The organism is Paenibacillus sp. FSL R5-0407 (assembly GCF_038009185.1).
Classification (GTDB): Bacteria; Bacillota; Bacilli; order Paenibacillales; family Paenibacillaceae; genus Fontibacillus; species Fontibacillus vini.
Genome location: NZ_JBBPAX010000001.1, coordinates 2,917,501 through 2,943,374, shown reverse-complemented (window position 1 = coordinate 2,943,374; position 25,874 = coordinate 2,917,501). Strand labels below are relative to the sequence as shown.

Genomic DNA, 25,874 nt, shown 5'->3' with positions numbered 1-25,874 from the left:
TAAAAGCTTGCAAAGCGCCCGCCTTTTCTATATAATAATGAATGTTGTTCTGTGACGTTGCGATGATGTGAGAGGTTACTGACACACCCGGCCCCTTTGCCATGGGAGGGTGGTCGGAAAATTTTCACGGAGTATGTCCGATACCAAATTGGGCGATAGAAGGAGGGACTAAAATGGCAAAGCAAAAAATTCGTATTCGTTTGAAAGCTTACGACCACAGAATTCTTGATCAATCCGCAGAGAAAATTGTTGAAACAGCAAAACGTTCGGGTGCTGGTGTATCCGGGCCGATTCCGTTGCCAACTGAGAAACAAGTAATTACTATTCTCCGTGCGGTACACAAGTACAAGGATTCGCGGGAACAATTCGAACAACGGACGCATAAACGTCTGATCGACATTGTTAATCCGACTCCACAAACTGTGGATGCCTTGATGCGCTTGGACCTGCCGTCCGGTGTAGATATCGAAATCAAATTGTAATACCCAATAAGCATTGGAATAGGAAAGGAAAAGAGGTGTCAACATGAAAGGTATCTTAGGGAAAAAGCTTGGAATGACTCAAGTGTTTACTCCGGAAGGGAATGTTATTCCTGTAACGGTTATTGAGGCGAGCGGTAACGTTGTTCTGCAAAAGAAAGATCTGGAGAACGACGGCTACGAAGCCATTCAAATCGGTTACTCCGATAAGAAAGAATCTAGAACTACTAAGCCTGAAGCAGGTCATGCTAAAAAGGCAAACGCAACGCCTAAGCGCTACGTTCGCGAAATTCGCGGTGTTGATCTTGCAGGATATGAAGTTGGCCAAGAGGTCAAAGTCGATATGTTTGCAGAAGGCGAATTTGTTGACGTAACTGGTATTTCGAAAGGTAAAGGGTTCCAAGGCGTTATCAAACGCTGGGGACAAAGCCGCGGCCCTATGGCGCACGGTTCCCGTTATCATCGTAGACCAGGTTCCATGGGTTCCATTCAAGCGAACCGCGTTCCTAAAGGCAAACGCCTTCCAGGACATATGGGTAACGAAACAGTTACTATTCAGAACCTTGAAGTGATCAGAGTGGACGCTGAACGTAATGTTTTGCTCGTTAAAGGCTCGATCCCAGGTCCTAAAAACAGCTTCGTAAAAATCAAACAAACTCTTAAGAAATAATTGACTGAAGAAAGGAGGAACAACAAATGCCAAAAGTAGCACTTTTTAATGTCAGCGGTAGCCAAGTAGGCGAAGTTGAACTGAACGACGCGGTATTCGGCATCGAGCCAAATACACATGTTCTGCATGAAGCAGTCGTTATGCAACGCGCTTCCCTGCGTTTTGGTACCCATAAAGTAAAAGGACGCTCCGAAGTTCGCGGCGGCGGTCGTAAACCTTGGAAACAAAAAGGAACGGGCCGTGCTCGTCAAGGCTCCATTCGCTCCCCGCAATGGGTAGGCGGCGGTGTGGTATTCGGACCAACTCCGCGCAGCTATTCTTATAAATTGCCGAAGAAAGTACGTCGTTTGGCGATTAAATCGGCTTTGTCTTCGAAAGTGATCGATCAGGATATCATCGTTCTTGATGCATTGAGCCTGAGCGCACCTAAGACAAAAGAATTCGCAGCGATTTTGAACAACCTGAAAGTAGATCGTAAAGCTCTCGTTGTAGCTCCTTCTTATGATGACAACGTAGCGCTTTCCGCTCGCAACATTCCTGGTGTGAAATTCGTAGCGGCCGACGGCATTAATGTTCTTGACGTGCTGACGCACGACAAACTGATCATTACGAAGGAAGCAGTTCAGAAGGTAGAGGAGGTGCTCGCGTAATGAAAGATCCTCGTGATATTATCAAGCGCCCGGTGATTACGGAACGTACGGCTGATTACATGAACGAATTGAAATATGTATTCGAAGTGGATATCAAAGCCAACAAGACCGAAATCAAAAAAGCTGTGGAAGCGATCTTTGGTGTTAAAGTGAGCAATGTGAATACCCTGCGTGTTCCTGCTAAGCCAAAACGTTACGGACGTCACTTCGGATATACTCCGGAATGGAAGAAAGCGTTCGTTACTTTGGCGGAAGGCAGCAAACCGCTTGAGTTCTTTGAATCGGTATAAAATCGTTAAAGTAAGGAGGGAAATCTAGTGCCTATCAAAAAGTATAAACCGACATCTCCGGCAAGACGCGGCATGTCCGTGTCTACGTTCGAAGAAATCACTACAGATACACCGGAAAAATCGTTGTTGGCTCCGCTGAGCAAAACGGCTGGCCGCAACAACCAAGGTAAAATTACGGTTCGTCACCATGGCGGCGGACACAAACGTAAATACCGGATTATCGACTTCAAACGGAACAAAGACGGAATTCCAGGTAAAGTTGCTACGATCGAGTACGACCCGAACCGGACTTCCAACATCGCTTTGATCCACTATGCCGATGGTGAAAAACGCTACATTCTGGCTCCTAAAGGCTTGAAAGTAGGCGACATGATCGAATCCGGCGTTGGCTCCGATATCAAAATCGGTAACGCTATGCCGCTCGAAAACATTCCAGTAGGTACAGTTATCCACAACATTGAGCTGAAGCCAGGCAAAGGCGGACAACTCGTTCGCGCAGCTGGTACAGAAGCACAATTGCTTGGTAAAGAAGAAAAATACGTAACGATCCGCCTTTCTTCCGGTGAAGTTCGTAAAGTTCTCAAGGTTTGCCGCGCTACTATCGGCGCTGTAGGCAACGGAGACCACGAACTCGTGAAGATTGGTAAAGCAGGCCGTAGCCGCTGGCTCGGACAACGTCCTGAAGTGCGCGGTGTCGTCATGAACCCTAACGATCACCCACACGGTGGTGGTGAAGGTCGCGCTCCGATCGGTCGTAAATCGCCATTGTCTCCTTGGGGCAAACCAACCCTTGGCTACAAAACGCGTAAAAAGGACAAAGCGTCTGATAAATATATCGTTCGCCGCCGTACGAAGTAATCCGCACTCTGCGGATCACTTCGCGGTAGTGGATGAAAGATCGAAACAAGCAGCGTAACGAAGGGAGGATAAAGAAATGAGTCGCAGTCTTAAAAAAGGGCCATTTATCGATGGATACCTGCTCAAGAAAGTGGAAGAAGTGAACGGTTCTAACAAGAAAGTCGTGATCAAAACTTGGTCCCGTCGTTCTACAATCTTCCCGCAATTCATTGGCCACACGTTCGGCGTATATGACGGCCGCAAACATGTACCGGTATATGTAACCGAGGATATGGTAGGACATAAACTGGGCGAGTTTGCTCCAACCCGTACCTACAAAGGTCATACGGACGACGATAAGAAAACGAGACGTTAATCGATAAGTTCTTCGTTTGAGAGGAGGTAACACACATGGAAGCAAAAGCACATGCAAGGTCTATCCGCATTGCCCCGCGTAAAGTTCAACTCGTTGTTGACTTGATCCGCGGCAAGCAAGTTGGCGAAGCTATCGCGATTCTCCGCCATACTCCAAAGGCGGCTTCCCCGGTTGTGGAGAAGCTTTTGAACTCGGCGATTGCCAATGCTGAACATAACTATTCTCTGGATGTTAATAAATTGGTTATTTCGCAAGCTTACGTAAACCAAGGTCCGACTATGAAACGTTTCCGTCCTCGTGCAATGGGACGCGCAAGCCGGATCAACAAACGCACCAGCCACATCACATTGGTGGTATCCGAAAAATAAGGAGGGAAAACGTGTGGGCCAAAAGGTAAATCCGGTCGGATTACGAGTAGGGATTATCCGTGATTGGGAATCCAAATGGTACGCAGGCAAGGATTTCGGTGATCTTTTGCTTGAAGACGTTAAAATTCGTGAACACCTGAAAAATAAACTGAAAGACTCCGCAGTATCTCGCATTGAAATCGAGAGAGCGGCTAACCGCGTGAACGTTACGATTCATACTGCCAAACCAGGTATGGTAATTGGTAAAGGTGGTTCGGAGGTTGAAAACCTGCGCAATGAAATCACTAAAATCGCAGGCGGCAAAAAAGTTCACATCAACATTTCTGAAATCAAACACCCTGATCTTGACGCGATTCTTGTCGCTGAGAGCATCGCACAACAATTGGAACGTCGCGTTTCTTTCCGTCGTGCGCTCAAACAAGCGATCCAAAGAACTATGCGTTCGGGAGCGAAAGGGATTAAAACAGCAGTCAGCGGTCGTCTCGGCGGTGCTGAAATTGCTCGTTCGGAAGGCTACAGTGAAGGAACTGTTCCACTTCATACACTCCGCGCCGACATCGACTACGGTACGGCAGAAGCTCATACGACTTATGGACGTATCGGCGTAAAAGTATGGATCTATCGTGGAGAGGTTCTTCCTACGGCTAAGAAACAACAAGCTGTTCAGGAAGGAGGCAACTAATCATGTTGGTACCTAAACGTGTTAAACACCGCAAGCAACAACGCGGTAATATGAGAGGCCAAGCTAAAGGCGGCACTGAATTGAACTTCGGTGAATACGGCCTGCAAGCTCTTGAGCCAACTTGGATTACAAACCGTCAAATTGAAGCAGCGCGTATTGCAATGACGCGTTACATCAAACGGGGCGGTAAAGTATGGATCAAAATTTTCCCTGACAAACCGATTACTCAAAAGCCTCTTGAAGTCCGGATGGGTAGCGGTAAAGGTAACGTAGAAAAATGGGTCGCAGTTGTGAAACCTGGCAAAATCATGTTTGAGCTTGCCGGTGTATCGGAGGAAATCGCGCGTGAAGCTATGCGTCTTGCCGCCCACAAACTGCCGATCAAAACGAAGTTTGTGAAACGTGAAGAATTGGGTGGTGAAGCAAATGAAAGCTAATGAACTTCGCAACTTAACCACTGCTGAGATTGAACAAAAAGTGGCAGGATTTAAAGAAGAGCTCTTTAACCTCCGTTTTCAATTGGCCACTGGCCAGCTTGACAACCCGACTCGGATTCGTGACGTGCGTAAGGAAATAGCTCGTGCTAAAACCGTATTACGTGAAAGAGAACTCGGGATCATTAGTTAATATTGCGCATTGTGAATGCGAAGCGCCTAAGTCCAGGAAGGAGGCTAACCATGGAAGAACGCAATAGCCGTAAAGTGCAAATCGGTAAAGTTGTCAGCGACAAAATGGATAAAACCATCGTTGTAGCTGTTGAAACCTACAAGAAGCATGACTTGTACCACAAGCGCATTAAATACACTAAGAAATTTAAAGCGCATGACGAGAACAACACTGCGAAAATCGGTGATACGGTTAAAATTTCCGAAACTCGTCCATTGTCTAAAGACAAACGCTGGAGACTCGTTGAAGTCGTTGAAAAAGCGATTATTATCTAATAGCAGGGAAGCTTAGACTGAAAGGAGGACATTACCATGATTCAACCATTTACACGTTTGCATGTTGCTGACAACTCCGGCGCGAAGGAATTGATGTGTATCCGCGTTTTGGGCGGTACTGGTCGTCGCACAGCGCAAATCGGTGATTTGATCGTTTGTTCTGTGAAACAAGCAACACCAGGCGGCGTTGTCAAAAAGGGTGATGTAGTCAGAGCGGTTGTCGTTCGTACGAAACGTTCGGTTCGTCGTAAAGACGGTTCTTACATCGCATTCGATGAGAACGCAGCGGTTGTAGTTAAGGATGACAAGAGCCCACGCGGTACTCGTATTTTCGGACCAGTCGCACGCGAACTTCGCGACAAGGACTTCATGAAAATCGTTTCCTTGGCTCCGGAAGTTATCTAATTGGAAAACCCCAACCCCGATATACAGGAGGTGTAAAGAATGCCTAGACTGAAAAAAGTTCTGGAATCCCATAACAATAAGCTGCATGTCAAAAAGGACGATACGGTCATCGTGATCTCCGGTAAAGACAAAGGCAAAAAAGGCCGCGTCATCGCCGCTTATCCTCGTGAAAACCGCGTGCTGGTAGAAGGCGTGAATATGGTGAAGAAACATCAAAAACCTAATCAGCTGAACCCACAAGGCGGCATCATCGAGAAGGAAGCTCCGATTCATGCATCGAACGTTATGCACGTTGATCCTAAGAGCGGAAAAGTAACTCGTATCGGTTACAAAGTATTGGACAACGGTAAAAAGGTTCGTGTAGCAAGAAAATCCGGTGAAGTAATCGACTAATCCAGGAATGTAAAGAAAGGAGGTACATGATTCATGGCAAGATTGAAAGAACGCTTTTTGAACGAAGTAACACCTGCTTTGATTCAAAAATTCAACTATACAACAGTAATGCAAGTGCCAAAAATCGAGAAGGTTGTCATCAACATGGGTGTAGGTGACGCAGTAGCTAACTCGAAGGTACTGGACTCCGCAGTAAGCGATATGCAGCTGATTGCAGGTCAAAAGCCGGTTATCACTCGCGCTAAGAAATCTATCGCAGGTTTCAAACTCCGTGAGAACATGCCGATCGGCGTGAAGGTTACTCTTCGCGGCGAGCGCATGTACCATTTCCTCGACAAACTGTTCAACGTAACGCTTCCGCGTGTCCGTGACTTCCACGGCGTATCGACGAAAGCATTCGACGGACGCGGTAACTATACACTCGGCCTCAAGGAACAATTGATCTTCCCTGAAATCGAGTATGACCAAGTAGATAAAGTGCGCGGTATGGATATCGTTATCGTAACTACGGCAAAATCCGATGAAGAGTCCCGCGAATTGCTGGCCGGTCTCGGAATGCCATTTGCGAAGTAAGAACGATTCGTTTCTTTTCTCCGAAACTATTTAGGAGGTGTCAGGCTAAGTGGCAAAAACTTCGATGAAAGTTAAACAACAACGCACACCGAAATTCAAAGTACGGGCATACACCCGTTGTGAGCGTTGCGGTCGTCCACACTCGGTATTGCAGAAGTACAAAATTTGCAGAATTTGCTTCCGTGAATTAGCTTATAAAGGCCAGATTCCTGGCGTGAAAAAAGCAAGCTGGTAATCCATCAACAACGGGAAGGAGGTTTACACGTATGACTATGTCAGATCCAATTGCAGATATGCTTACTCGTATTCGTAACGCGAACACTGTTCGCCACGAAACAGTAGAACTGCCTGCGTCCACGATCAAAAAACAAATCGCTGAGATCTTGAAGCGTGAAGGTTTTATCCGTGATGCAGAATATATCGATGATAATAAACAAGGGATCATCCGTATTTTCTTGAAATACGGCCCTAACAACGAGCGCGTTATCTCGGGGTTGAAAAGAATCAGTAAGCCAGGCCTTCGCGTTTACACGAAGAGCAACGAAGTTCCTCGTGTCCTCGGCGGTTTGGGTATCGCGATTATCTCCACTTCTAAGGGAGTTATGACCGATAAAGAAGCTCGTCAGGCGAAAGCCGGCGGCGAAGTTGTCTGCTACGTTTGGTAATTAACGTCACAAAACAAGGAGGTGCAGCAAATGTCTCGTATTGGTCGCAAACCAATTACAGTACCAAGTGGTGTGGATGTCACACTTGATCATAGCGTCATTACAGTGAAAGGGCCGAAAGGCACTTTGACTCGTGAGCTTCACAAGGATATGAAGGTAACCGTTCAAGACAATGAAATCGTGGTTGAACGTCCTTCCGACAATAAATTGCATCGCTCCCTGCATGGCACTACACGCAGTGTAGTAAGCAACATGGTGAGCGGGGTTACCGAAGGATTCACAAAAACCCTCGAACTGGTTGGCGTTGGATACCGCGCAAGCAAATCCGGCGAGAAACTCGTTCTGAACGTGGGTTATTCCCACCCGGTTGAAATCACTCCGGAACCAGGTATCGCATTCGAAGTTCCTTCGAATACGAAAATCATCGTAAGCGGGATTAACAAAGAACGCGTAGGCGAATATGCTGCGAATATTCGTGCTGTTCGCGAGCCTGAGCCTTACAAAGGTAAAGGGATTAAGTACGAAGGCGAACGCATTATTCGTAAGGAAGGTAAAGCCGGTAAGAAGAAATAAACTTCTTCTTAGCGGGCTAATCCTCCTAGCGTCTTGAATTGAACGGCTTGTGAAGGTAAACCGAAGGGAGTGAAATGGAAGTCATGATTACAAAAGGCGATAAAAATAAAGCCCGTCTGAAAAGACATTTGCGTGTGCGGAAAAAAATCCAAGGAACGGCTGAACGTCCAAGACTTAACGTATACCGTTCTTCCAAACATATCTATGCTCAACTGATTGACGATGTAGCTGGCGTAACGATCGCATCTGCTTCGACCATCGATAAAGAATTGAGCAGCGAAATCAGCAACGGCGGTAACGTGGAATCTGCACGTAAAGTCGGTGAACTGGTTGCAAAACGCGCCCAAGAAAAAGGCGTAAAAGGCATTGTATTCGACCGCGGTGGATATCTGTACCATGGACGTATTCAAGCGCTGGCTGATGCAGCGCGCGAAGCAGGCCTTGAATTCTAAAATATTTTAAAAGGAGGTTAACGACTTGCGTGTAGATCCGAACACTTTAGAACTGACTGAAAGAGTTGTAAACATTAACCGCGTAGCTAAAGTAGTTAAAGGCGGACGCCGTTTTAGTTTCAGCGCACTCGTGGTTGTCGGCGACGGCAAAGGCTGGGTTGGCGCCGGTATCGGCAAAGCAGGCGAAGTTCCAGATGCGATTCGCAAAGGAATTGAAGATGCTAAGAAAAATCTTGTGCATGTTCCACTCGTAGGAACGTCGATCCCTCACCAAGTAGTTGGTCATTTCGGTGCTGGCCGTGTGCTTTTGAAACCAGCATCGGAAGGTACCGGGGTTATCGCTGGCGGTCCTGTTCGTGCCGTACTTGAACTTGCAGGCGTTGGCGACATTTTGACAAAATCTTTAGGTTCTTCGAATTCCATCAACATGGTCAATGCGACTTTAGAGGGCTTGTCCCGCCTGAAGCGTGCTGAGGATGTTGCGAAATTACGCGGTAAATCCGTCGAAGAACTTCTCGGTTAAGGAGGGAATCTCATGGCTAAACTGCAAATTACCCTCGTGCGTAGTTTGATCGGTCGTCCGGAGAACCAACGTACTACCGTAAAAACTTTGGGACTTCGCAAAATTAACCAATCCGTGGTTCACAACGATAGCCCTGCCATTCGTGGTATGGTTAATCAAGTAAGCCACTTGGTTGCGGTTCAAGAAATCGCCGAATAATCCTAGCACTAGCTGCGAATCGTCGCATTGAGCCCGCCTAGATAATCCGAGAACCGGATTATCGGCACGCTCAAATGCCAAACAATAAATAAGGAGGTGCAACGAACGATGAAGTTACATGAGCTCTCCCCAGCTCCTGGATCCCGCCAAGAACGCAAACGCGTAGGTCGCGGTACAGGTAGCGGTATGGGTAAAACATCTACGCGTGGTCACAAAGGTCAAAACGCTCGTTCCGGCGGTGGTGTACGTCCGGGCTTCGAAGGCGGACAAAACCCGTTGTATCGTCGCTTGCCAAAACGCGGATTTAACAATCCGACGCGGAAAGAGTACGCGATTGTGAACATCGAAGAACTGAACAGCTTTGAAGCGGGTACGGAAGTAACTCCTGAACTGTTGTTTGAACAAGGAATCGTGAAGAACGCAAAAAGCGGAATCAAGGTTCTTGGCAACGGTGAAGTTACTGTCAAACTGACAGTTAAAGCGAATAAGTTCTCTCAATCTGCGGTAGAGAAAATCGAGGCTGCCGGCGGTAAAACCGAGGTGATCTAATGTTTAAAACCATTAAGAACATTTGGCATGTTCAAGACCTGCGCAACCGTATTCTCTTCACACTGTTTATCTTCCTTATCTATCGGATCGGTTCGTTTGTTCCGGTTCCGGGTGTAGATACTTCGGTGTTTGAATCAATGGATAGTAATGCGGCGAATAATCTGTTCGGGCTTTTGAACACCTTCTCGGGCGGCGCACTCAAGAACTTCTCGATCTTTGCGCTCGGGATTATGCCGTACATTACGGCCTCCATTATTGTTCAGTTGCTCTCCATGGACGTCATTCCGAAATTCGCGGAATGGGCGAAACAAGGCGAGCACGGTAAGAAGAAGATGGCTCAGGTTACCCGTTATGGTACGGTGATTTTGGCGATAATCCAGGCATTCGCTACGTCGGTCGGTTTTAACCGGATGTACAATGTCGAGATGGTGCCAAATGCAAGCTTTGCGGACTATCTGGTGATTGCAATTGTTTTGACAGCAGGTACGTCCTTCTTGATGTGGCTGGGCGAACAGATCACGGAAAAAGGAATCGGTAACGGAATTTCACTGATTATCTTTGCCGGGATCGTTGCGGGGATTCCTTCGCAGATCCAAACGATTTCCAAATCCGAGTTCATCGTGGAAGGTCAAGCCTTCATGAACGTGGTGAAGTCGATTGCAATCGTGCTTGTATGTGTTTTGATCGTTATTGGTGTTATCTACATTCAACAAGCGATCCGGAAGATTCCGGTACAATACGCTAAACGGGTTGTAGGTAACAAAATGTACGGTGGCCAGAATACACATATTCCGCTCAAAATTAACGCAGCGGGTGTAATTCCGGTAATCTTTGCGGTTTCCTTGCTTCAGTTCCCTGCTGTGCTCGCCAGCTTTTGGTCGACGCATGCTTGGGCACAATGGATTACTAAGAACCTGGCAACCAGCGCCCCGCTCGGCATGGTGCTTTATGTCGTCATGATCATCGGTTTCACATTCTTCTATACTTTCGTACAGATGAACCCGCAGCAGATGGCTGACAACATGAAGAAGAACGGCGGATACATTCCGGGGATCCGTCCAGGGAAAACGACAGCGACTTATCTCACTCGGGTTTTGACCCGTTTGACGATGACGGGTGCTATTTTCCTTGCGTTGATCTCGATCCTTCCAATGGGCCTTGGTGCATTGGCCGGACTGCCACAAAGCGTTCAAATCGGGGGTACTTCGATCCTGATCGTAATCGGTGTTGCACTGGATACGATGAAGACAATCGAAAGCCAATTGATCAAACGCCACTATAAAGGCTTTATCAATAAGTAAGCGATAGGTTCCAGGTACGAGCTCGATTCTGAACTCACCTGGCGCCTATTGTTCTGTTTCTTATAGTTGATTCATTCTTGGAGGGAGTGATAGACATGAACATTCTATTCATGGGACCTCCTGGAGCAGGAAAAGGAACACAAGCAGAGGTCATCGTAAACGAATTCGGCATTCCTCACATCTCCACCGGTGATGCGTTCCGTCTTGCAATCAAACAGGGTACTCCTGTTGGAATCAAGGCGAAGGAATACATGGATCAAGGCCTTCTGGTGCCTGATGATGTAACGGTCGGTATCGTCCGCGAACGTCTGCAGCAGTCCGATTGCGAAAAAGGTTTCTTATTGGACGGTTTTCCAAGAACCCTTTCGCAAGCGGAAGCGCTGGAGGATCTGCTTAGCGGATTAGATAAAAAACTGGATCATGTCATCAACCTGAAAGTGGACCGGAACAAGTTGCTGGCGCGTCTTACGGGACGTCGCATTTGTAAGTCTTGCGGATCCACTTATCATGTGATCTTTAATCCTCCTGTTCAGGAAGGTGTTTGTGATAAGTGCGGCGGCGAGCTGTACCAGCGCTCCGACGATAACGAAGAGAGCGTAGGAACTCGGCTGGACGAATATATCAACAAAACGGCACCTCTCCTCACGTTCTATGAAGATAAGGGCCTGCTGCGTCAAGTAGATGGAGAACAGGAAATCGGAACGGTTTCGTCAGAGATCGTATCCATACTGCGAGGTTAGCTTAATGATCATTTGTAAATCCGAAAGTGAACTGGGCTTCATGAGAGAAGCGGGGCGAATCGTAGCGGAAACGCATAGGCTCATAGCTCAATCGATTGAGCCTGGAATTACGACGGGGGAACTCGATCAAATCGCCGACAAGTTCATTCGCAGTCAAAACGCTGTGCCGTCTTTCAAAGGTTATAACGGTTTTCCTTACAGCATTTGCGCTTCGGTCAACGAAGAATTGGTACATGGATTTCCCGGCAAACGCAAATTGAACGAAGGCGACATCATCACCCTTGACATTGGCGCCGAATATCGCGGTTACCACGGTGATTCGGCTTGGACTTATCCGGTCGGGACTATATCCGATGAAGCCAAACGGCTTCTGGATGTTACCGAAGGATCTCTCTATGCAGGCCTTGCACTTGTCAAACCTGATGTACGCTTGTACACCATTTCGCATGCGATCCAGCAGTTTATCGAAGATGCGGGATTCTCGGTGGTTCGGGAATATGTCGGTCACGGCATAGGAACAGAGCTTCATGAAGAACCGCAAATTCCGAATTACGGCACACCGGATCGTGGGCCGCGGTTGAAACCCGGCATGGTGCTGGCGATCGAACCGATGGTCAACGCCGGTACGCGGTATGTGAGAACGTTGGAAGATGATTGGACAGTCGTTACCGTTGACGGCTCCTTGTGCGCTCATTTTGAGCATACGGTGGCAGTTACCGCTGACGGACTGGAAATTCTCACGAAGCTGGATGCGTAGGTGATGAAGGTGAAACACCATCCAGAGCCTCAAGTTGGCCAAATCGTGAAAACACTGAGGGGTAGAGACGCAGGTACCGTTTATGTGATCATCGGGATTGTGGATGAAAGATTCGTACTTATTGCGGATGGAGACAAACGAAAGTTTGACCAGCCTAAACGGAAAAATTTGCAGCATCTCGAGCTTCAGCCGATGATCAGCAGCGAAGTAGTTCATAGTTTGCAAGAAAGCGGTCGGGTAACGAACGGGAAATTGCGCTATGCAGTGAACGTATATATGGAATCCGCCAACTCAAACGCCGAAGAGAAAGGAGAATGACAGTGGCCAAGGAAGATGTTATTGAAGTTGAAGGTACGGTTATCGAACCGTTGCCTAATGCTACTTTTAGAGTAGAGCTTGAGAACGGTCATCAAATTCTCGCGCATGTTTCCGGGAAATTGCGGATGCACTTTATCCGGATCCTGACGGGAGACAAAGTGGTTGTTCAATTGTCACCTTATGACCTAAGTAAAGGTCGTATTACGTACCGCAAATAGATTCCAATACCATTTGGAACAGTTTTATGTTATGATATTCAGGTTGAGTAATTTAAGCACTTTGGGAAGTTCGTTTTACATCCGTAAAACTTAGTTCATATTCATCCTACGAAGAGAGTTTTGCTTCGCAAAACTTTAGGGAGGTAATCAACATGAAGGTAAGACCTTCTGTGAAGCCAATTTGCGAAAAATGCAAAGTCATTCGTCGCAAAGGCAATGTAATGGTGATTTGCGAAAATCCGAAACACAAACAAAAACAAGGTTAAAGAAGGGGGTGTAGCGTAAAATGGCACGTATAGCTGGTGTGGATTTGCCACGTGATAAACGCGTTGAGATCGCCTTAACTTACATTTTCGGAATCGGTAAAACGACTTCTCAGAAAATCCTGTCTGAAACAGGCATCAGTGCGAACACTCGTGTTCGTGACTTGACGGAAGATGAGGTTAGCAAACTACGCGAAACGATCGACAAGACGGTCAAGGTTGAAGGTGACCTTCGTCGTGAAATTTCCTTAAATATTAAGCGTCTGATTGAAATCGGCTGCTACCGCGGTGTTCGTCATCGTCGTGGATTGCCGGTTCGTGGACAACGTACTAAAACGAATGCCCGTACTCGTAAGGGTCCTCGTCGTACTGTAGCGAACAAGAAGAAATAAGAAGGGGGGATAACAGACAATGGCTAAACCAAAAAAAGTCGTACGTACTAAACGTCGTGACCGCAAAAATATTGAAACTGGTGTGGCACATATCCGCTCCACCTTCAACAATACGATCGTTACAATTACGGATCCGCACGGCAACGCAATTTCCTGGGCAAGCTCCGGCGGCCTTGGATTCAAAGGTTCCCGTAAATCCACTCCGTTCGCCGCTCAAATGGCAGCGGAATCGGCTGCAAAAGCAGCTATGGAACATGGCATGAAGAGCGTCGAAGTTATGGTTAAAGGTCCTGGAGCCGGTCGTGAAGCCGCTATCCGCTCCTTGCAAGCTGCAGGCCTCGAAGTTAACATGATTAAAGACGTAACTCCGATTCCTCATAACGGTTGCCGTCCTCCGAAACGCCGTCGTGTATAATGAAGCCGCCTCTAGTGTGGTATAACAACAGCATATGTTGGTAACAATGGTTGTTTAGGCATACTACATGATAGACTTCAGAAAACATGACAGTTTCTAAGGAACGACGTTTTGAAGGAGGGGTAATTTCGTGATAGAAATCGAAAAGCCGAAAATCGAGACCGTAGACGTTAACGATGAAGGCACCTATGGGAAATTTGTAGTAGAACCACTTGAGCGTGGATATGGCACAACACTGGGCAACTCGCTTCGCCGGATTTTGCTCTCTTCTCTGCCGGGTGCTGCGGTAACCTCGGTCCAAATCGATGGTGTTCTGCATGAATTCGCGACTATTCCGGGCGTAATGGAAGACGTCACGGAAATCATCCTGAATCTGAAGGCACTTTCGCTCAAAATCCACTCCGATGAAGAGAAAATTCTCGAAATCGATGCGGAAGGCGAAGGGGTCATCACTGCAGGTGATATCCGTGCCGACAGCGACGTAGAAATTCTGAATCCGGATTTGCATATTGCAACGCTTGAACCGGGTTCGAGACTCCACATGCGCATCTATGCCGGCCGCGGTCGCGGTTATGTTCAGGCAGATAAGAACAAACGTGATGATCAACCAATTGGTGTCATTCCCGTTGACTCGATCTATACCCCGATTGCTCGCGTCAATTACGTTGTAGAGAATACACGTGTTGGCCAAGTGACCAATTATGACAAGCTCACGCTTGAAGTATGGACCGATGGCAGCATTAGACCTGAAGAAGCGGTTAGTCTCGGTGCTAAGATTTTGACTGAGCATCTCTTCCTGTTCGTGGGTCTCACGGACGAAGCGAAGGACGCGGAAATCATGGTCGAAAAGGAAGAAGACAAAAAAGAGAAAGTGCTTGAAATGACGATTGAAGAGCTCGATCTCTCCGTCCGTTCCTATAACTGCCTCAAACGTGCCGGTATCAACACGGTACAAGAGCTCACTACCAAAACTGAAGAAGATATGATGAAAGTCCGGAACCTCGGACGCAAATCTTTGGAAGAAGTGCAAGAGAAGCTCGAAGAGCTTGGTTTGGGCCTACGTACGGAAGAATAGACTGTTTAATCGTTCTAGCGAAGGAGGGAAAACTCATGGCATACCAAAAGTTGGGCCGCGATTCCAGTGCGCGTAAAGCTTTGTTCCGCGATCTGGTAACGGACCTGTTCTTATACGAACGCATCCAAACGACTGAGGCTAAGGCGAAAGAAGTTCGTTCTATCGCCGAGAAGCTGATCACCAAAGCTAAGCGTGGAGATCTGCATGCCCGTCGTCAAGTTGCTGCTTATGTTCGCCGCGAATCGATCGATGGTGAAACTGACGCAATCCAAAAGCTGTTCTCGGAGCTGGCTACTCGCTATTCCGAGCGTCCAGGCGGATACACTCGTATCATGAAACTGGGACCGCGCCGCGGTGACTCTGCCCCTATGGTTTACTTGGAACTGGTAGACCGGGCTTAATTTTCGGGGAAGCTCCCCAACCACAGTGAAACTCTCTGACGGCTCGCCGCATTAGGCTTGGCTTAGGAGAGTTTTTCTTTTGGGTTTGACGGGAGTGAAACTTTTATTAGGCTGGAAGGAGGGCTGCATGTTGCGCAATTTACTGATGACCCTCAGTTATGATGGGACCCGATATTTTGGATTTCAGACGCAGCCTGATGGGAACACGGTACAAGATCAGCTCGAAGCCGCTATCCGTCAGTTAACGGGGGAAGAAGTGAAAATCCATGGATCAGGACGGACGGATGCCGGAGTCCATGCACGTGGGCAAACCTTTCACTTTCAAACGTCTTCGCAAATTCCGGTAGAAAGATGGCGTCACGCTTTGAACGGACGTCTTCCTTACGATATTCGGATCACCGATGCAGTGGAGGTGCCTCTAGAGTTTCACTCCAGACGCTCTGCCAAACGCAAAACGTATCGGTATTCAATTAACGGAAACAGGGTCTTTGATGTGTTCGAGCAGCCGTATCAACTGCATCATCCCGGTTACCTCGATGTTATGGCGATGAGGGAGGGTTTGGCTTATTTAATTGGAACCCATGATTATACGTCATTCGCTTCCCGACATTCGACCAAGCAAAGTCATGTAAGAACGATTTATGAGGCCAGGATCGAGGTAGACCCCGGTAAAGAGGGGGCCGGATCTCATGAGCAGGGGATTATCCATATCTATATTACCGGCAATGGCTTTCTGCAGCATATGGTGAGAATCATAGTGGGGACGCTGCTGCAGGTAGGAGAAGGGAAACGTCTTCCTGAGGAGATGGGCCGCATTCTGGAGGCTAAAAACCGGGCTGCTGCCGGCCCGACGGCCGAAAGTAAAGGCTTAATGCTGTGGAAAGTGGAGTATAATGAGCTTCGGGATTTTCCTGCAGTATCGGATAACACATTATCATAGGGAAGATATGTCTTTTTAACGAAACCGCCATTGTTTTCATACGTAACAAAACAGAAGTGCAAAAATTATTAGAGGAATTAAACTCTATAAACGAACCTTAGGAGGGCGAATACCCAATGAAGTGTCCAGTTTGCAATGATGTTCGTATGAGAGAAGTCGAGAAAGACGGTGTTTTGATCGATGTGTGTCCGGATTGCAAGGGTGTCTGGTTAGATCGTGGAGAACTGGAGAAGCTGATGAGCGAGATCCGGGAGATCCGGCCTGCGTTCAATGAATGGTATGATCGCCATGACGATGGACATGCATATGAACAAAGAGAGAAAGATTATCGTAACCCGGATCCGAGAATTCAGCAGCAAGGCTACAAGCAGGGATATCCGCAGGGTCATTATAAGCATAAGAAGAAGAAATCCGTCCTGGATGTATTCGGAGATCTTTTCGATTAAAACTTCGTATTGCTTATGAAAAAATACTTGCACATGTACCACCGATCCTGTAAAATAAAAGTTGTGTTTTCTTAACGGCTATCCCACAGCCCCCAGTTGAGAAGACCATCTAACAAAGCTTTACAACATTAAATAAGCAAATAAAACGATGACAGATAAATGGCGGGAAGCGGTCACGGAACCCGAAGGCCAGATCGTTTTACGCTTCTAAGAACCATTTCGAACGAGAATGAAGGAGGATCTTTTCATGCGTACCACCTATATGGCGAAGCCAAGTGAAGTTGAGCGCAACTGGCATATCATTGATGCCGAAGGCAAAACGCTGGGCCGTTTGGCAAGCGAAGCCGCTGCTCTGATCCGCGGCAAACACAAACCACAATTCACTCCACACGTTGACGGCGGCGACTTCGTTGTTGTTATCAACGCTGAGAAAATTGCTTTGACTGGTAAGAAGATGGAAAACAAGAAATACTATCGTCACTCCCTGCATCCAGGCGGTCTGAAAGTGACAGTTGCTAAGGATCTCTTGAGAACTAAACCAGAACGTGTAATCGAATCTGCTGTACACGGCATGCTGCCTAAAACTCGTCAAGGCGAGAAAATGAAGCTGAGACTGAAAGTCTATGCCGGCACAGAGCATCCACATGCAGCACAAAAACCTGAAGTTTACGAACTTCGCGGATAATTAAAAGGGAGGACAGTTTCATGGCACAAGTACAATACTATGGGACAGGTCGTCGTAAACATTCGGTAGCTCGTGTTCGCCTTGTACCGGGTGAAGGACGCATTGTCATCAATAAACGCGATATCAATGAATATTTCGGTTTGGAAACCCTCAAACTGATCGTTAAACAACCTCTGAATTTGACTGAGACGCTGGGCAGCTACGATGTAATCGTAATCGCTCATGGCGGCGGTATCTCCGGTCAAGCTGGCGCAATCCGTCACGGTATTTCCCGTGCATTGCTTAAAGCAGACCCTGAATTCCGTCCTGCGCTCAAAAAAGCAGGCTTCCTGACTCGTGACCCACGGATGAAAGAACGTAAAAAATACGGTCTTAAAGCCGCTCGTCGCGCACCACAGTTCTCGAAACGTTAATATTTCTTGTTCAACAAGGAATTACAGCCCTTGGCCTTTATCGGCCAAGGGCTTTTTCGTTTTTTGTCCAACTCGCTCCATCGATAAACAAGCTGAATTCACGCTCAGACCTAACTTTCTTCCGGGAAATTGGGTCTTTTTTATTGACTTATCAGAAGAATGCCCTATACTTTAAACTATAATTCAAATCTGTTTAGTCGGTATTATATTGATGTCATGTTGAATCGTTTATTTTCTTTACAAGCGGAGGGGCGAATGATGATGAATTTGCTGGAGAAAGAAAAACTGATTACGACGAAAGCGGAGGAGCTGGAATCGGCAACACCCCAAGAAATTATTAAATGGGCGGTCGAAACATTTCCAAACATTACTTTTGCCTGCAGCTTTGGTGCGGAAGATGTAGTGCTGGTTGATATGCTGCAGAAGGTAAGTCCATCTACGGATGTTTTTTACCTCGACACGGACTTTCACTTTAAAGAAACCTACGAGACTAGAGATGCCATGGCATCCAAGTATGGTTTGGAGTTTGTACGGGTATCTCCTGTGATTACACCTGAGGAACAGGCATTACGGCATGGGGAAGAACTGTGGAAGACCGATCCCAATGCCTGCTGCAACATCCGTAAAGTGGAGCCTTTGACCCGGATTTTATCTCAATATGAGGCATGGATTACAGGGATCCGACGGGATCAGGCACCGACGCGTGCCAATGCGAAGAAGATCGAGTATGACGGAAAATTCGGTTTGGTGAAATTCAATCCGCTGGCAAGCTGGACTAACGAGGATGTTTGGAATTATATCCGTGAGAATGATGTCATCTATAATCCTTTGCATGATCGTAATTACCCGAGTATCGGCTGCGAATATTGCACCCGTCAGGTAATGCCGGGCGAAGACCCTCGTGCAGGACGTTGGGCAGGTTCTGAAAAAACGGAATGTGGACTTCATAAATAAAATATAATGAATGCTTTGCATAAATGAGGAGAGATGAAAATGACGGCGATTTTACCGCATGGCGGAAGCCTGGTAAACCGGCTGGCGGCTGGCGAAGAACGGGAACGCTTGCTGACACAGGCTAAGGAACTGCAATCCATTTCAATTAACACATGGACCATTTCGGATCTCGATTTGATCGGCGTCGGGGCATTTTCGCCGCTTACCGGTTTTTTGAACGAGGAAGACTATCGCTCGGTCGTGCATAATATTCGACTGGCTGATGGCACGGTATGGAGTATTCCGATTACGTTGTCCGTTAGTGAGGAAGAATCCGAGCGCTTGGTAATTGGGGAGAAGGTTGCGCTTGTAGGAGAGCAGGACGGGATCATTTACGGCCTTTTGAATGTAGGCAGCATTTATAAGGTGGACCAAAAGGAAGAGGCCCTGAATGTATTTAAAACGGATGATTTAGAGCATCCGGGGGTAAAGAAGCTTTATAGCCGTTCGCCTATTTATGTCGGGGGCGAGGTCACGGTGCTGAACCGTCCTAAGCCTGAACGTTTTGGCGAGTTTTATTATGATCCGGCGGAGACCCGCCGCATCTTTGCTGAGAAAGGCTGGAACCGTGTCGTCGGTTTTCAAACGCGTAATCCGGTTCACCGCGCCCATGAATATATTCAGAAGAGCGCACTGGAAATCGTGGACGGGTTGTTCCTCAATCCTCTCGTGGGGGAGACCAAATCGGATGATGTTCCGGCTGACGTAAGAATGAAGAGTTATCTCGTCCTTCTGGAAAATTATTATCCGCAAGATCGTACCTTCCTTGGCGTATTCCCTGCTGCAATGCGTTATGCGGGACCGAGAGAAGCGATTTTCCATGCGATGGTACGTAAAAATTATGGCTGCACGCACTTTATTGTCGGGCGCGACCACGCCGGCGTAGGTGATTATTACGGTACCTATGAAGCGCAAGAGATTTTCTCGAACTTTACTGCGGAAGAACTGGGGATTTCGCCTCTGTTCTTTGAGCATAGCTTTTTCTGCACGAAGTGCGGAAATATGGCATCCAGTAAGACATGCCCTCACCCGAAGGAAGATCATATGACTCTGTCGGGGACAAAGGTGAGAGGATTGCTCCGCGAGGGAATTTGCCCGCCGCCTGAATTTACGCGTCCTGAAGTAGCCAGAGTCTTAATCGAAGGCATGAGCCATCAAGTAGTTATCTAATACAAGAGCAGCTGAATTCAAGATTCGATGTCGATTACGCTTCTTGTGTTACATCGTGATCAAAAGTCGGCTTTTCAGCACCGAGAAGGTTGGATGAAGATGTGAGTGAGGAGCGGAGCGTAGGCAGAACCTACGTGAGCACCGGAAGGAGCAGCTGAATTCAAGATTCGATGTCGATTACGCTTCTTGTGTTACATCGTGATCAAAAGTTGATGGTCATATTTGTCCACCTCGTCCCATATGATGATTAATGTCATTACGGGACGGAGGTGGCTTTTTTATGGGCTCCAGAGATAAGGTTACGGTATGGATCTCTCTCAGCCATATTAAAAAGGCGGTGGTCGGCATCGCGTTATTAGGGATGCTTGCAGGTCTGGCGATTTATGAGATTCCGACGGCAAAGGTTTGGAATTATTGGAGCCTGCCGCTTGCCGGACAGACGATTGTGCTGGATGCCGGACATGGCGGTCCGGACGGAGGGGCCGTGAGCAAACAAGGGATTATCGAGAAGGATATCAACCTGGCAGTCGCGCTCTATTTACGCGATTATTTACAGCAGGCCGGAGCTATTGTCGTCATGACCCGGGAGGAAGATCGGGATTTGGCCGGGGCCGATACTAAGGGATATAAGAAGAGGAAGACGGAGGACTTGAAACAGCGCGTCCGGTTCATTGAAGAGCAGCAGGCCAAGCTGTTTGTGAGTATCCATATGAACAGTGTTCCTTCTCCTCGCTGGCGGGGTGCGCAAACTTTTTATTACCTGAATAACGGGAACAGCGCTAATCTGGCGGATCTGATTCAACAGGAACTGAAGCGAAATCTGGAGAATACGGATCGGGTAGCCAAACAATCAGACAAGCCGGTTTACGTGCTGGAGGCACTGAAGATTCCGGCAGCGCTTGTGGAGGTGGGGTTCTTATCTCACCCTGAAGAATCCGGGTTGCTTGGCGATGATCGTTATCAGCGCAAAGTGGCTGCATCCATTTATCAAGGTATTCTGAGGTATAGCTCTGGAGAAGGAAGTGGAAAGACAGCAGATATCGACAAGTAGTGATATAATAATTGTCATATTGGATATATTCACGATATCACTAAAGTCGAGGTGCTGTCATTGATAACGAAGGAGCAACTTGAGGCGGTTTTACGGCCGGTGGCTGAGCCGGCATTACAACGGAGTCTGATTGAGCTGCAGTGGATCCGGGACATCATGATCAAAGAGGACCGGGTGTCTCTTACCGTCGTATGTCTGGAGAAGGATGGAGACCAGCAGCAAAAGACAGCCGAAGAAATACGGTTTCGCTTGGCGGAAGCGGGCATAGAGGATGTACATCTCCGTTTTCGGGAAGCTTCGGAACACGAGCGGGATCTAGCAGGTTATCCGGCAAACTCCCCGGTTTCTGAACCGGAAGAGGGGAGCGCGTCGTTTAAGGGACGCGGAGCCGGTTTGGAGCACCTTCCAATATTGGATCCTCAAGCCGGCGTGAATTTTATAGCGATCGCGAGCGGCAAAGGGGGCGTCGGTAAATCGACCGTGACCGTCAATCTTGCGGTAGCCCTGGCCAGACTTGGTAAGCGGGTAGGTTTGATTGATGCTGACATTTATGGCTTTAGCGTACCGGATATGATGGGAATTGAAACCGCTCCATCGATAGAAGAGGGCTCGATCATTCCGGTGGAACGGTTCGGGGTCAAAGTGATGTCCATGGGATTCTTTATCCAGGATAACAATCCCGTCATTTGGCGCGGTCCGATGCTCGGAAAAATGCTCCGTCAATTTTTCAACGATGTGACTTGGGGCGAGCTGGACTACATGTTGCTTGATTTGCCGCCGGGTACAGGGGACATCGCACTCGACGTGCATCAGATGATCCCACAAAGCCGGGAAATCATAGTAACTACGCCTCATGCTACCGCGGCTTTCGTCGCTGCGCGTGCTGGTGCTATGGCAATAAAGACCGAGCATGAAGTGCTTGGGGTAGTTGAGAATATGGCTTACTACGAATGTACTTCCTGCGGACAGAAGGATTACATCTTTGGACGCGGCGGCGGCGGAAGACTGGCGGAGACACTGCATACCGGACTTTTGGCTCAAATCCCGGTTAGTGCGCCGGACAACCATCCTTCGGAACCGGACTTCTCACCGTCCGTTTATAAGGCTGACACGCCTGTAGGACAGATGTACAAAGATGTTGCGTTACAAATCATAGAACGATGCACAAAAGACTGACCCCAGGGGTCAGTCTTTCTTGATGTAGGTCGATTTAAGATCTTTTATCCGAAGGGAACGCTCTAAGAAGAACCTCCTCCTCCGCTGCCTTGGCCTCCTCCTCCACCTTCCTGGTTCCCGCCCTCCTGGCCACCTTCTCCTTCGCCGGCTTTAGGGGACTTCTCCACTTTAGGTTGAAGCTGCTCCTGAACCACGGTTTTGAGAAGTTCCATGACTTCCATCTTGAACAACGGGCTTTGCATAGCCTCCTGCATGACAGTCATGGATTGTTTCCGGAAATCGGATGTTTTGGTGAGGTCGAGGAACATCTTCATGACTTCAGGTGATTTCATGATTTCGCTGACCGACTTTTGATAAGTCGGATCTTTTATAAGCTCCATATGCATCTGCTTGCTCTGTGAATTCACTGCTTTGGCAAAATCCCCGGCAAATTGCGGGTCGGTCATGATTTTTTCCAGTTCTTTTTTATACTCGGGTGCTGTGATGGTTTCCTTGACTGCCATACGGATTTGTTCCGACGATTGACCGGGAAGAATCATTTTGATGCCGAAGCCTCCGCCCCCGCTTCCTCCTCCAGAACCGCCGGATCCACCCGATTCGCCGGATCCACCGGACCCGCTTTCACTTTCCGAATCGGAGCCGGAGTCGGAGCTTGACCCGGACCCGGAACTGCTGCCTCCCTGGCCACCGCCGCTGCTTCCGCTTAATGCTTCATATATGGCCTTCTTGCCGTCATCGGTCTTCAAGATGTCGATAACCATCGATTTCGTGTCTTTATAGCCGCCTCCACCTTGAGAAGAGGAAGCGCTTTGTTCAGAACCGCAGGCCGCCAGCGGAAGAGTAAATAAACATAAAATGCATACAAACCATCGATAACCCAGCCGTTTCATGGTTCCTTCCTCCTTGTGCTTGTCGCTGTGCTTAGTATGCGGCCGTAAAAAAAGATTTATCCAACCGAAAACAATGGTTTTTTAGCGGGATCGTTGGTAAAATGTTTCGATAGTGGGGGTGACGTGGTTGAATTTAAAAAACTGGCTGTTTTTATTTTGGACAACCTTGGTAGTTGGAGCCATCGGGTCCCTGGTCGTCGGCTTGCTATTGCAGTGGACGAACACGATGGAACTGAATGGAACCGCCGATTTACTGGTGAATGTCGGCATTTTGCTCGGCGTCGGCATCATGGTCAGCGTATATTCCCAAATGGGATTCTTCGCTTATATGATGATCAATTACATAGGAACAGGCGTCTTTTCGCGTACGACTTGGCAGTATATTCAGCTCATTCTTGCCGCCCTGGCTTTATTGGAGCTATTATTCTTCCGTACTTTTGTAGGGCGGGAAGGAAAAGGAACATCCGACTTGGTGCTTGGCATCTTGCTGCTACTGATCGCCTGTGTCGTAGCTTACTTTAAGTCTAAAATGACCAACCGATCGGCCTGGATCCCGACTCTGTTTTTTATGATCGCAGTGACGATCGTTGAAACCGTCGGGGTACTGAAGATTGGCGTCGATCAGGCTACCGCCTGGATCGTCGCTCCGTTAATCGCATGCAACGCTTACCAGATTTTAATCCTGCACCGAGTATTGAAACCAAGAACGCAAACCGCATGAGAAAAAAGCCCGGTAACCGCACCGGGCTTTTTATTTTCCCTCTATTCCTGAATTACATTCCGGCTGCCGTATCCATCTGCTCTTGGAGCCAGGCTTGATCACGAACTTGGCTTCCTTGAAGTCCGGCTTCCTGCAGCAAATCCGATACCGACACAAACTCATATCCTTTTTTTCGCAGCTCGTCGATGATTACTGGAAGTGCTTCGTGGGTTTGTTTTGCGGAATCGCTGGCGTGCAGCAGCACGATGTCTCCAGGGTGTGCTTTTCCGACCACGCGTTTTACGATCGTTTCGGTTCCTTTATTCATCCAGTCTTGGGAGTCGGTATCCCATTGAATTACTTTGTAACCGAGGTTGTCGGCGATTTTTAACACCCGCTTGTCGAAGTCCCCGTTAGGCAGCCGGAGCAGGTTTGGTGCTTTTCCGGTAAGATCGGTTAAAATAGTATGGGCCGAAGTCAGTTGCTTAGAAATTTCTTCTTCGCTCAATTCGCTGTAGTTGGTATGCTTGTGACCATGACTGCCGATTTCATAACCTTGTTGTTGAATGGCCTTCACAAGTTCGGGGTGGCTTTTGCTCCAAGGGGAGGAGAGGAAGAAGGTAGCTTTCAGCACTCCTTTGTCCTTCAGTACATTTAGAATCGGCTCCGCGCGTTTATCTCCCCAACTGACGTCGAAGGTTAAGGCGATGACCTTTTTCTCTGTGGACACACTATAAATAGCTGTCGGGCTGCTCTCTTCGGAAAAGACGGTAACATGGCCTTGTTCCACATAAATCACACCTGCTGCAAATAAAGCTGCGGCGAAAACAAAGAAAAACCTTTTGATTTTCTTCCCGTTCAGGACATAGAAGAAATTGTTCATGCGATGGTTGCCCCTCTCGTCTGAGATTGAAATGTGACCCGCTTGTACTAATGTATGCTCGTACCTTTTTGCTTTATGACCCCGGTGGGATAAGAATCGGAATAGAAATTGGGAGGCTTTATGGATATGTTATCATTACGTCGATTCATCAAGGATTTAGTCAGCTACAAAAAAATGATCTTCTTATCGCTTGCATTATTTACGGTGGGGATTGTGCTGGGGGCGGCGGGATCGGAAGCTATTGTAAGGCTGGTAGCCCCTCAATTGGAAGGTCTTCGAGAATATAGCCGCGAGCTGTCGCAATCGTCGGTGCCGGAGCTTAGCTTTTTCAAATTTATATTTATAAACAATGCGGTTAAGAGCGTCGCGATTATATTGCTTGGGGCGTTTCTTGGAGTGCTTCCGGCCTTTTTCCTGCTGATGAACGGGATGGTGCTGGGATTAATAGTAGCTTTAGCGGCGGAACAAGGGGAGAACCTGTTTGATCTGATTGTGCTGGGCTTGCTGCCGCATGGGATCATCGAGATTCCTGCAATCCTGATTGCTTCGGCCTATGGACTTCAGTTTGGATATCTCACGCTGAAAGGAATTGGTGAGTTAGGAGCAAGAGATAGGGAGGACCGGACTGTGGACTGGAGAGGCTTCTTCGGTGCGGCGGGGCGCGGGGCTTTTTGGATTGTAATATTTTTGCTAGTTGCCGCAGTTATTGAAAGTACAGTTACTTATCATTTAGTTCGTTAAGACTTGGTTGTCATAATTTTCCCGGAAAGTGAGCATAACATTAAAGCGGTCCAAAAGAACGAGTTTATGCAGGCAGGTAAAAGGTTAAACAATACCCAGGATATGTAAAGATCGTATACAGATCTAATAGCCCCTGATTACGTCCTAACCCAAGTCCTTGTAAACATCGTATTTAAAATGAAAAAGGAGCTGTTGATGTTATGCTGGGAATGTTATTTAACGAAAAGGAATGCAAAGAGCTCGATTATGTTCTTCGCAAGGAGCTGGATGAGATGCTGCTTG

44 protein-coding genes (1 of these 44 running past the window's edge) are annotated in these 25,874 nt (G+C 47.7%); 42 read left to right on the top strand and 2 right to left on the bottom strand.

The features are described from left to right. Positions 1-173: 173 nt before the first annotated feature. From rpsJ to NYE70_RS14135, 39 genes are all read left to right on the top strand, one after another. Positions 174-482 carry a 30S ribosomal protein S10 gene (gene rpsJ / locus NYE70_RS14325; RefSeq protein ID WP_009226637.1) on the top strand — a complete coding sequence of 103 codons (309 nt, stop codon included), beginning with the start codon at positions 174-176 and terminating at the stop codon, positions 480-482. Between the two features lie 43 nt (positions 483-525). Then, positions 526-1,149 (top strand): 50S ribosomal protein L3, encoded by a 624-nt coding sequence (gene rplC, locus NYE70_RS14320; RefSeq protein WP_213656562.1) that lies wholly within the window; start codon positions 526-528, stop codon positions 1,147-1,149. Positions 1,150-1,175: 26 nt separating this feature from the next. Beyond that, positions 1,176-1,799, top strand: a complete 624-nt coding sequence (gene rplD / locus NYE70_RS14315) for a 50S ribosomal protein L4 (protein WP_211025567.1) — start codon at positions 1,176-1,178, stop codon at positions 1,797-1,799. Further along, a complete protein-coding gene (gene rplW, locus NYE70_RS14310; RefSeq protein WP_211025569.1) occupies positions 1,799-2,089 on the top strand; it encodes a 50S ribosomal protein L23 in 291 nt (96 codons plus the stop codon). Before rplD ends, rplW begins: the two co-directional genes overlap by 1 nt. A gap of 27 nt (positions 2,090-2,116) precedes the next feature. After that, on the top strand, positions 2,117-2,947 hold the full coding sequence (gene rplB, locus NYE70_RS14305) for a 50S ribosomal protein L2 (protein WP_211025571.1): 831 nt from the start codon (positions 2,117-2,119) through the stop codon (positions 2,945-2,947). Positions 2,948-3,023: 76 nt separating this feature from the next. Beyond that, entirely contained in the window at positions 3,024-3,302 is a 279-nt protein-coding gene (rpsS, locus tag NYE70_RS14300; protein ID WP_211025573.1) for a 30S ribosomal protein S19, read from the top strand. A gap of 35 nt (positions 3,303-3,337) precedes the next feature. Next, a complete protein-coding gene (gene rplV, locus NYE70_RS14295) occupies positions 3,338-3,670 on the top strand; it encodes a 50S ribosomal protein L22 (RefSeq protein WP_211025575.1) in 333 nt (110 codons plus the stop codon). 13 nt (positions 3,671-3,683) lie between these two features. Further along, positions 3,684-4,352: a 30S ribosomal protein S3 gene (rpsC, locus tag NYE70_RS14290; protein ID WP_211025577.1), complete on the top strand. Its 669-nt coding sequence runs from the start codon at positions 3,684-3,686 to the stop codon at positions 4,350-4,352. A 2-nt stretch (positions 4,353-4,354) separates the two neighbouring features. After that, positions 4,355-4,789, top strand: a complete 435-nt coding sequence (rplP, locus tag NYE70_RS14285; protein ID WP_059040326.1) for a 50S ribosomal protein L16 — start codon at positions 4,355-4,357, stop codon at positions 4,787-4,789. After that, entirely contained in the window at positions 4,779-4,979 is a 201-nt protein-coding gene (rpmC, locus tag NYE70_RS14280) for a 50S ribosomal protein L29 (protein WP_044482515.1), read from the top strand. Before rplP ends, rpmC begins: the two co-directional genes overlap by 11 nt. A gap of 50 nt (positions 4,980-5,029) precedes the next feature. After that, the gene (gene rpsQ, locus NYE70_RS14275; protein WP_211025579.1) at positions 5,030-5,293 is read left to right on the top strand and encodes a 30S ribosomal protein S17; all 264 of its coding nucleotides are present in this window, start codon (positions 5,030-5,032) and stop codon (positions 5,291-5,293) included. Positions 5,294-5,329: 36 nt separating this feature from the next. Then, positions 5,330-5,698 carry a 50S ribosomal protein L14 gene (rplN, locus tag NYE70_RS14270; RefSeq protein WP_211025581.1) on the top strand — a complete coding sequence of 123 codons (369 nt, stop codon included), beginning with the start codon at positions 5,330-5,332 and terminating at the stop codon, positions 5,696-5,698. A 39-nt stretch (positions 5,699-5,737) separates the two neighbouring features. After that, positions 5,738-6,091, top strand: a complete 354-nt coding sequence (rplX, locus tag NYE70_RS14265) for a 50S ribosomal protein L24 (protein ID WP_211025583.1) — start codon at positions 5,738-5,740, stop codon at positions 6,089-6,091. 33 nt (positions 6,092-6,124) lie between these two features. Then, positions 6,125-6,664, top strand: coding sequence for a 50S ribosomal protein L5 (rplE, locus tag NYE70_RS14260; RefSeq protein WP_211025585.1), 540 nt, complete (start codon positions 6,125-6,127; stop codon positions 6,662-6,664). Positions 6,665-6,713: 49 nt separating this feature from the next. Further along, a complete protein-coding gene (locus NYE70_RS14255; protein WP_009226651.1) occupies positions 6,714-6,899 on the top strand; it encodes a type Z 30S ribosomal protein S14 in 186 nt (61 codons plus the stop codon). Positions 6,900-6,930: 31 nt separating this feature from the next. Next, positions 6,931-7,329, top strand: coding sequence for a 30S ribosomal protein S8 (gene rpsH / locus NYE70_RS14250; protein WP_211025587.1), 399 nt, complete (start codon positions 6,931-6,933; stop codon positions 7,327-7,329). A 30-nt stretch (positions 7,330-7,359) separates the two neighbouring features. Next, positions 7,360-7,902, top strand: coding sequence for a 50S ribosomal protein L6 (gene rplF, locus NYE70_RS14245; RefSeq protein ID WP_211025589.1), 543 nt, complete (start codon positions 7,360-7,362; stop codon positions 7,900-7,902). Positions 7,903-7,985: 83 nt separating this feature from the next. Further along, on the top strand, positions 7,986-8,354 hold the full coding sequence (rplR, locus tag NYE70_RS14240; protein WP_211025637.1) for a 50S ribosomal protein L18: 369 nt from the start codon (positions 7,986-7,988) through the stop codon (positions 8,352-8,354). Between the two features lie 25 nt (positions 8,355-8,379). Next, positions 8,380-8,877 carry a 30S ribosomal protein S5 gene (rpsE, locus tag NYE70_RS14235; RefSeq protein ID WP_211025591.1) on the top strand — a complete coding sequence of 166 codons (498 nt, stop codon included), beginning with the start codon at positions 8,380-8,382 and terminating at the stop codon, positions 8,875-8,877. A 12-nt stretch (positions 8,878-8,889) separates the two neighbouring features. Next, positions 8,890-9,075: a 50S ribosomal protein L30 gene (gene rpmD / locus NYE70_RS14230; RefSeq protein ID WP_211025594.1), complete on the top strand. Its 186-nt coding sequence runs from the start codon at positions 8,890-8,892 to the stop codon at positions 9,073-9,075. Positions 9,076-9,183: 108 nt separating this feature from the next. Next, the gene (gene rplO, locus NYE70_RS14225) at positions 9,184-9,624 is read left to right on the top strand and encodes a 50S ribosomal protein L15 (protein WP_211025596.1); all 441 of its coding nucleotides are present in this window, start codon (positions 9,184-9,186) and stop codon (positions 9,622-9,624) included. After that, positions 9,624-10,925, top strand: coding sequence for a preprotein translocase subunit SecY (gene secY, locus NYE70_RS14220; protein WP_211025598.1), 1,302 nt, complete (start codon positions 9,624-9,626; stop codon positions 10,923-10,925). The genes rplO and secY overlap by 1 nt, the downstream gene beginning before the upstream one ends. Before the next feature lie 95 nt (positions 10,926-11,020). Continuing rightward, a complete protein-coding gene (locus NYE70_RS14215) occupies positions 11,021-11,665 on the top strand; it encodes an adenylate kinase (RefSeq protein WP_211025600.1) in 645 nt (214 codons plus the stop codon). A 4-nt stretch (positions 11,666-11,669) separates the two neighbouring features. Continuing rightward, entirely contained in the window at positions 11,670-12,422 is a 753-nt protein-coding gene (gene map, locus NYE70_RS14210) for a type I methionyl aminopeptidase (protein WP_341046464.1), read from the top strand. A 3-nt stretch (positions 12,423-12,425) separates the two neighbouring features. Then, a complete protein-coding gene (locus NYE70_RS14205) occupies positions 12,426-12,740 on the top strand; it encodes a KOW domain-containing RNA-binding protein (RefSeq protein ID WP_211025604.1) in 315 nt (104 codons plus the stop codon). A 2-nt stretch (positions 12,741-12,742) separates the two neighbouring features. Continuing rightward, complete coding sequence (gene infA, locus NYE70_RS14200; RefSeq protein ID WP_006676514.1) at positions 12,743-12,958, top strand: translation initiation factor IF-1; 216 nt, start codon at positions 12,743-12,745, stop codon at positions 12,956-12,958. A gap of 152 nt (positions 12,959-13,110) precedes the next feature. Continuing rightward, complete coding sequence (rpmJ, locus tag NYE70_RS14195; protein ID WP_003333770.1) at positions 13,111-13,224, top strand: 50S ribosomal protein L36; 114 nt, start codon at positions 13,111-13,113, stop codon at positions 13,222-13,224. Between the two features lie 20 nt (positions 13,225-13,244). Further along, entirely contained in the window at positions 13,245-13,613 is a 369-nt protein-coding gene (rpsM, locus tag NYE70_RS14190) for a 30S ribosomal protein S13 (protein ID WP_211025606.1), read from the top strand. Positions 13,614-13,632: 19 nt separating this feature from the next. After that, positions 13,633-14,028 carry a 30S ribosomal protein S11 gene (gene rpsK / locus NYE70_RS14185; RefSeq protein WP_091234561.1) on the top strand — a complete coding sequence of 132 codons (396 nt, stop codon included), beginning with the start codon at positions 13,633-13,635 and terminating at the stop codon, positions 14,026-14,028. A 130-nt stretch (positions 14,029-14,158) separates the two neighbouring features. Further along, the gene (locus NYE70_RS14180; RefSeq protein WP_211025608.1) at positions 14,159-15,103 is read left to right on the top strand and encodes a DNA-directed RNA polymerase subunit alpha; all 945 of its coding nucleotides are present in this window, start codon (positions 14,159-14,161) and stop codon (positions 15,101-15,103) included. A gap of 35 nt (positions 15,104-15,138) precedes the next feature. Beyond that, positions 15,139-15,504 (top strand): 50S ribosomal protein L17, encoded by a 366-nt coding sequence (gene rplQ / locus NYE70_RS14175; RefSeq protein WP_211025610.1) that lies wholly within the window; start codon positions 15,139-15,141, stop codon positions 15,502-15,504. Positions 15,505-15,634: 130 nt separating this feature from the next. After that, positions 15,635-16,444, top strand: a complete 810-nt coding sequence (truA, locus tag NYE70_RS14170) for a tRNA pseudouridine(38-40) synthase TruA (protein ID WP_211025639.1) — start codon at positions 15,635-15,637, stop codon at positions 16,442-16,444. A gap of 116 nt (positions 16,445-16,560) precedes the next feature. After that, positions 16,561-16,890 carry a TFIIB-type zinc ribbon-containing protein gene (locus tag NYE70_RS14165; protein WP_213656564.1) on the top strand — a complete coding sequence of 110 codons (330 nt, stop codon included), beginning with the start codon at positions 16,561-16,563 and terminating at the stop codon, positions 16,888-16,890. Between the two features lie 247 nt (positions 16,891-17,137). Continuing rightward, positions 17,138-17,575 (top strand): 50S ribosomal protein L13, encoded by a 438-nt coding sequence (gene rplM / locus NYE70_RS14160; RefSeq protein ID WP_211025615.1) that lies wholly within the window; start codon positions 17,138-17,140, stop codon positions 17,573-17,575. 20 nt (positions 17,576-17,595) lie between these two features. Beyond that, positions 17,596-17,988: a 30S ribosomal protein S9 gene (gene rpsI / locus NYE70_RS14155; protein ID WP_120463601.1), complete on the top strand. Its 393-nt coding sequence runs from the start codon at positions 17,596-17,598 to the stop codon at positions 17,986-17,988. 261 nt (positions 17,989-18,249) lie between these two features. Next, positions 18,250-18,942: a phosphoadenylyl-sulfate reductase gene (locus NYE70_RS14150; protein ID WP_290407435.1), complete on the top strand. Its 693-nt coding sequence runs from the start codon at positions 18,250-18,252 to the stop codon at positions 18,940-18,942. A gap of 39 nt (positions 18,943-18,981) precedes the next feature. After that, positions 18,982-20,151 (top strand): sulfate adenylyltransferase, encoded by a 1,170-nt coding sequence (gene sat / locus NYE70_RS14145; protein ID WP_290407429.1) that lies wholly within the window; start codon positions 18,982-18,984, stop codon positions 20,149-20,151. Between the two features lie 280 nt (positions 20,152-20,431). Then, the gene (cwlD, locus tag NYE70_RS14140; RefSeq protein ID WP_213656566.1) at positions 20,432-21,202 is read left to right on the top strand and encodes an N-acetylmuramoyl-L-alanine amidase CwlD; all 771 of its coding nucleotides are present in this window, start codon (positions 20,432-20,434) and stop codon (positions 21,200-21,202) included. Between the two features lie 60 nt (positions 21,203-21,262). After that, positions 21,263-22,378: an Mrp/NBP35 family ATP-binding protein gene (locus NYE70_RS14135; protein WP_290407430.1), complete on the top strand. Its 1,116-nt coding sequence runs from the start codon at positions 21,263-21,265 to the stop codon at positions 22,376-22,378. 62 nt (positions 22,379-22,440) lie between these two features. Here the strand turns inward: NYE70_RS14135 and gerD are convergent, their stop codons facing one another. Beyond that, positions 22,441-23,268 carry a spore germination lipoprotein GerD gene (gene gerD / locus NYE70_RS14130; protein ID WP_211025623.1) on the bottom strand — a complete coding sequence of 276 codons (828 nt, stop codon included), beginning with the start codon at positions 23,266-23,268 and terminating at the stop codon, positions 22,441-22,443. 127 nt (positions 23,269-23,395) lie between these two features. On the opposite strand from gerD, the gene NYE70_RS14125 reads away from it, so the two are divergent. Beyond that, the gene (locus NYE70_RS14125) at positions 23,396-23,989 is read left to right on the top strand and encodes a KinB-signaling pathway activation protein (RefSeq protein ID WP_341046452.1); all 594 of its coding nucleotides are present in this window, start codon (positions 23,396-23,398) and stop codon (positions 23,987-23,989) included. 52 nt (positions 23,990-24,041) lie between these two features. On the opposite strand, the gene pdaB is transcribed toward NYE70_RS14125, so the two are convergent. Beyond that, positions 24,042-24,851: a polysaccharide deacetylase family sporulation protein PdaB gene (gene pdaB / locus NYE70_RS14120; protein WP_341046450.1), complete on the bottom strand. Its 810-nt coding sequence runs from the start codon at positions 24,849-24,851 to the stop codon at positions 24,042-24,044. A 126-nt stretch (positions 24,852-24,977) separates the two neighbouring features. On the opposite strand from pdaB, the gene NYE70_RS14115 reads away from it, so the two are divergent. Further along, positions 24,978-25,592: a stage II sporulation protein M gene (locus tag NYE70_RS14115; protein WP_211025629.1), complete on the top strand. Its 615-nt coding sequence runs from the start codon at positions 24,978-24,980 to the stop codon at positions 25,590-25,592. A 200-nt stretch (positions 25,593-25,792) separates the two neighbouring features. Continuing rightward, positions 25,793-25,874: the 5' end (the start) of a hypothetical protein gene (locus NYE70_RS14110; protein ID WP_211025631.1), read on the top strand. The gene runs 128 nt beyond the window's last position; the window shows 82 of its 210 coding nt (coding positions 1-82); its start codon is at positions 25,793-25,795; its stop codon lies off the right edge, out of view.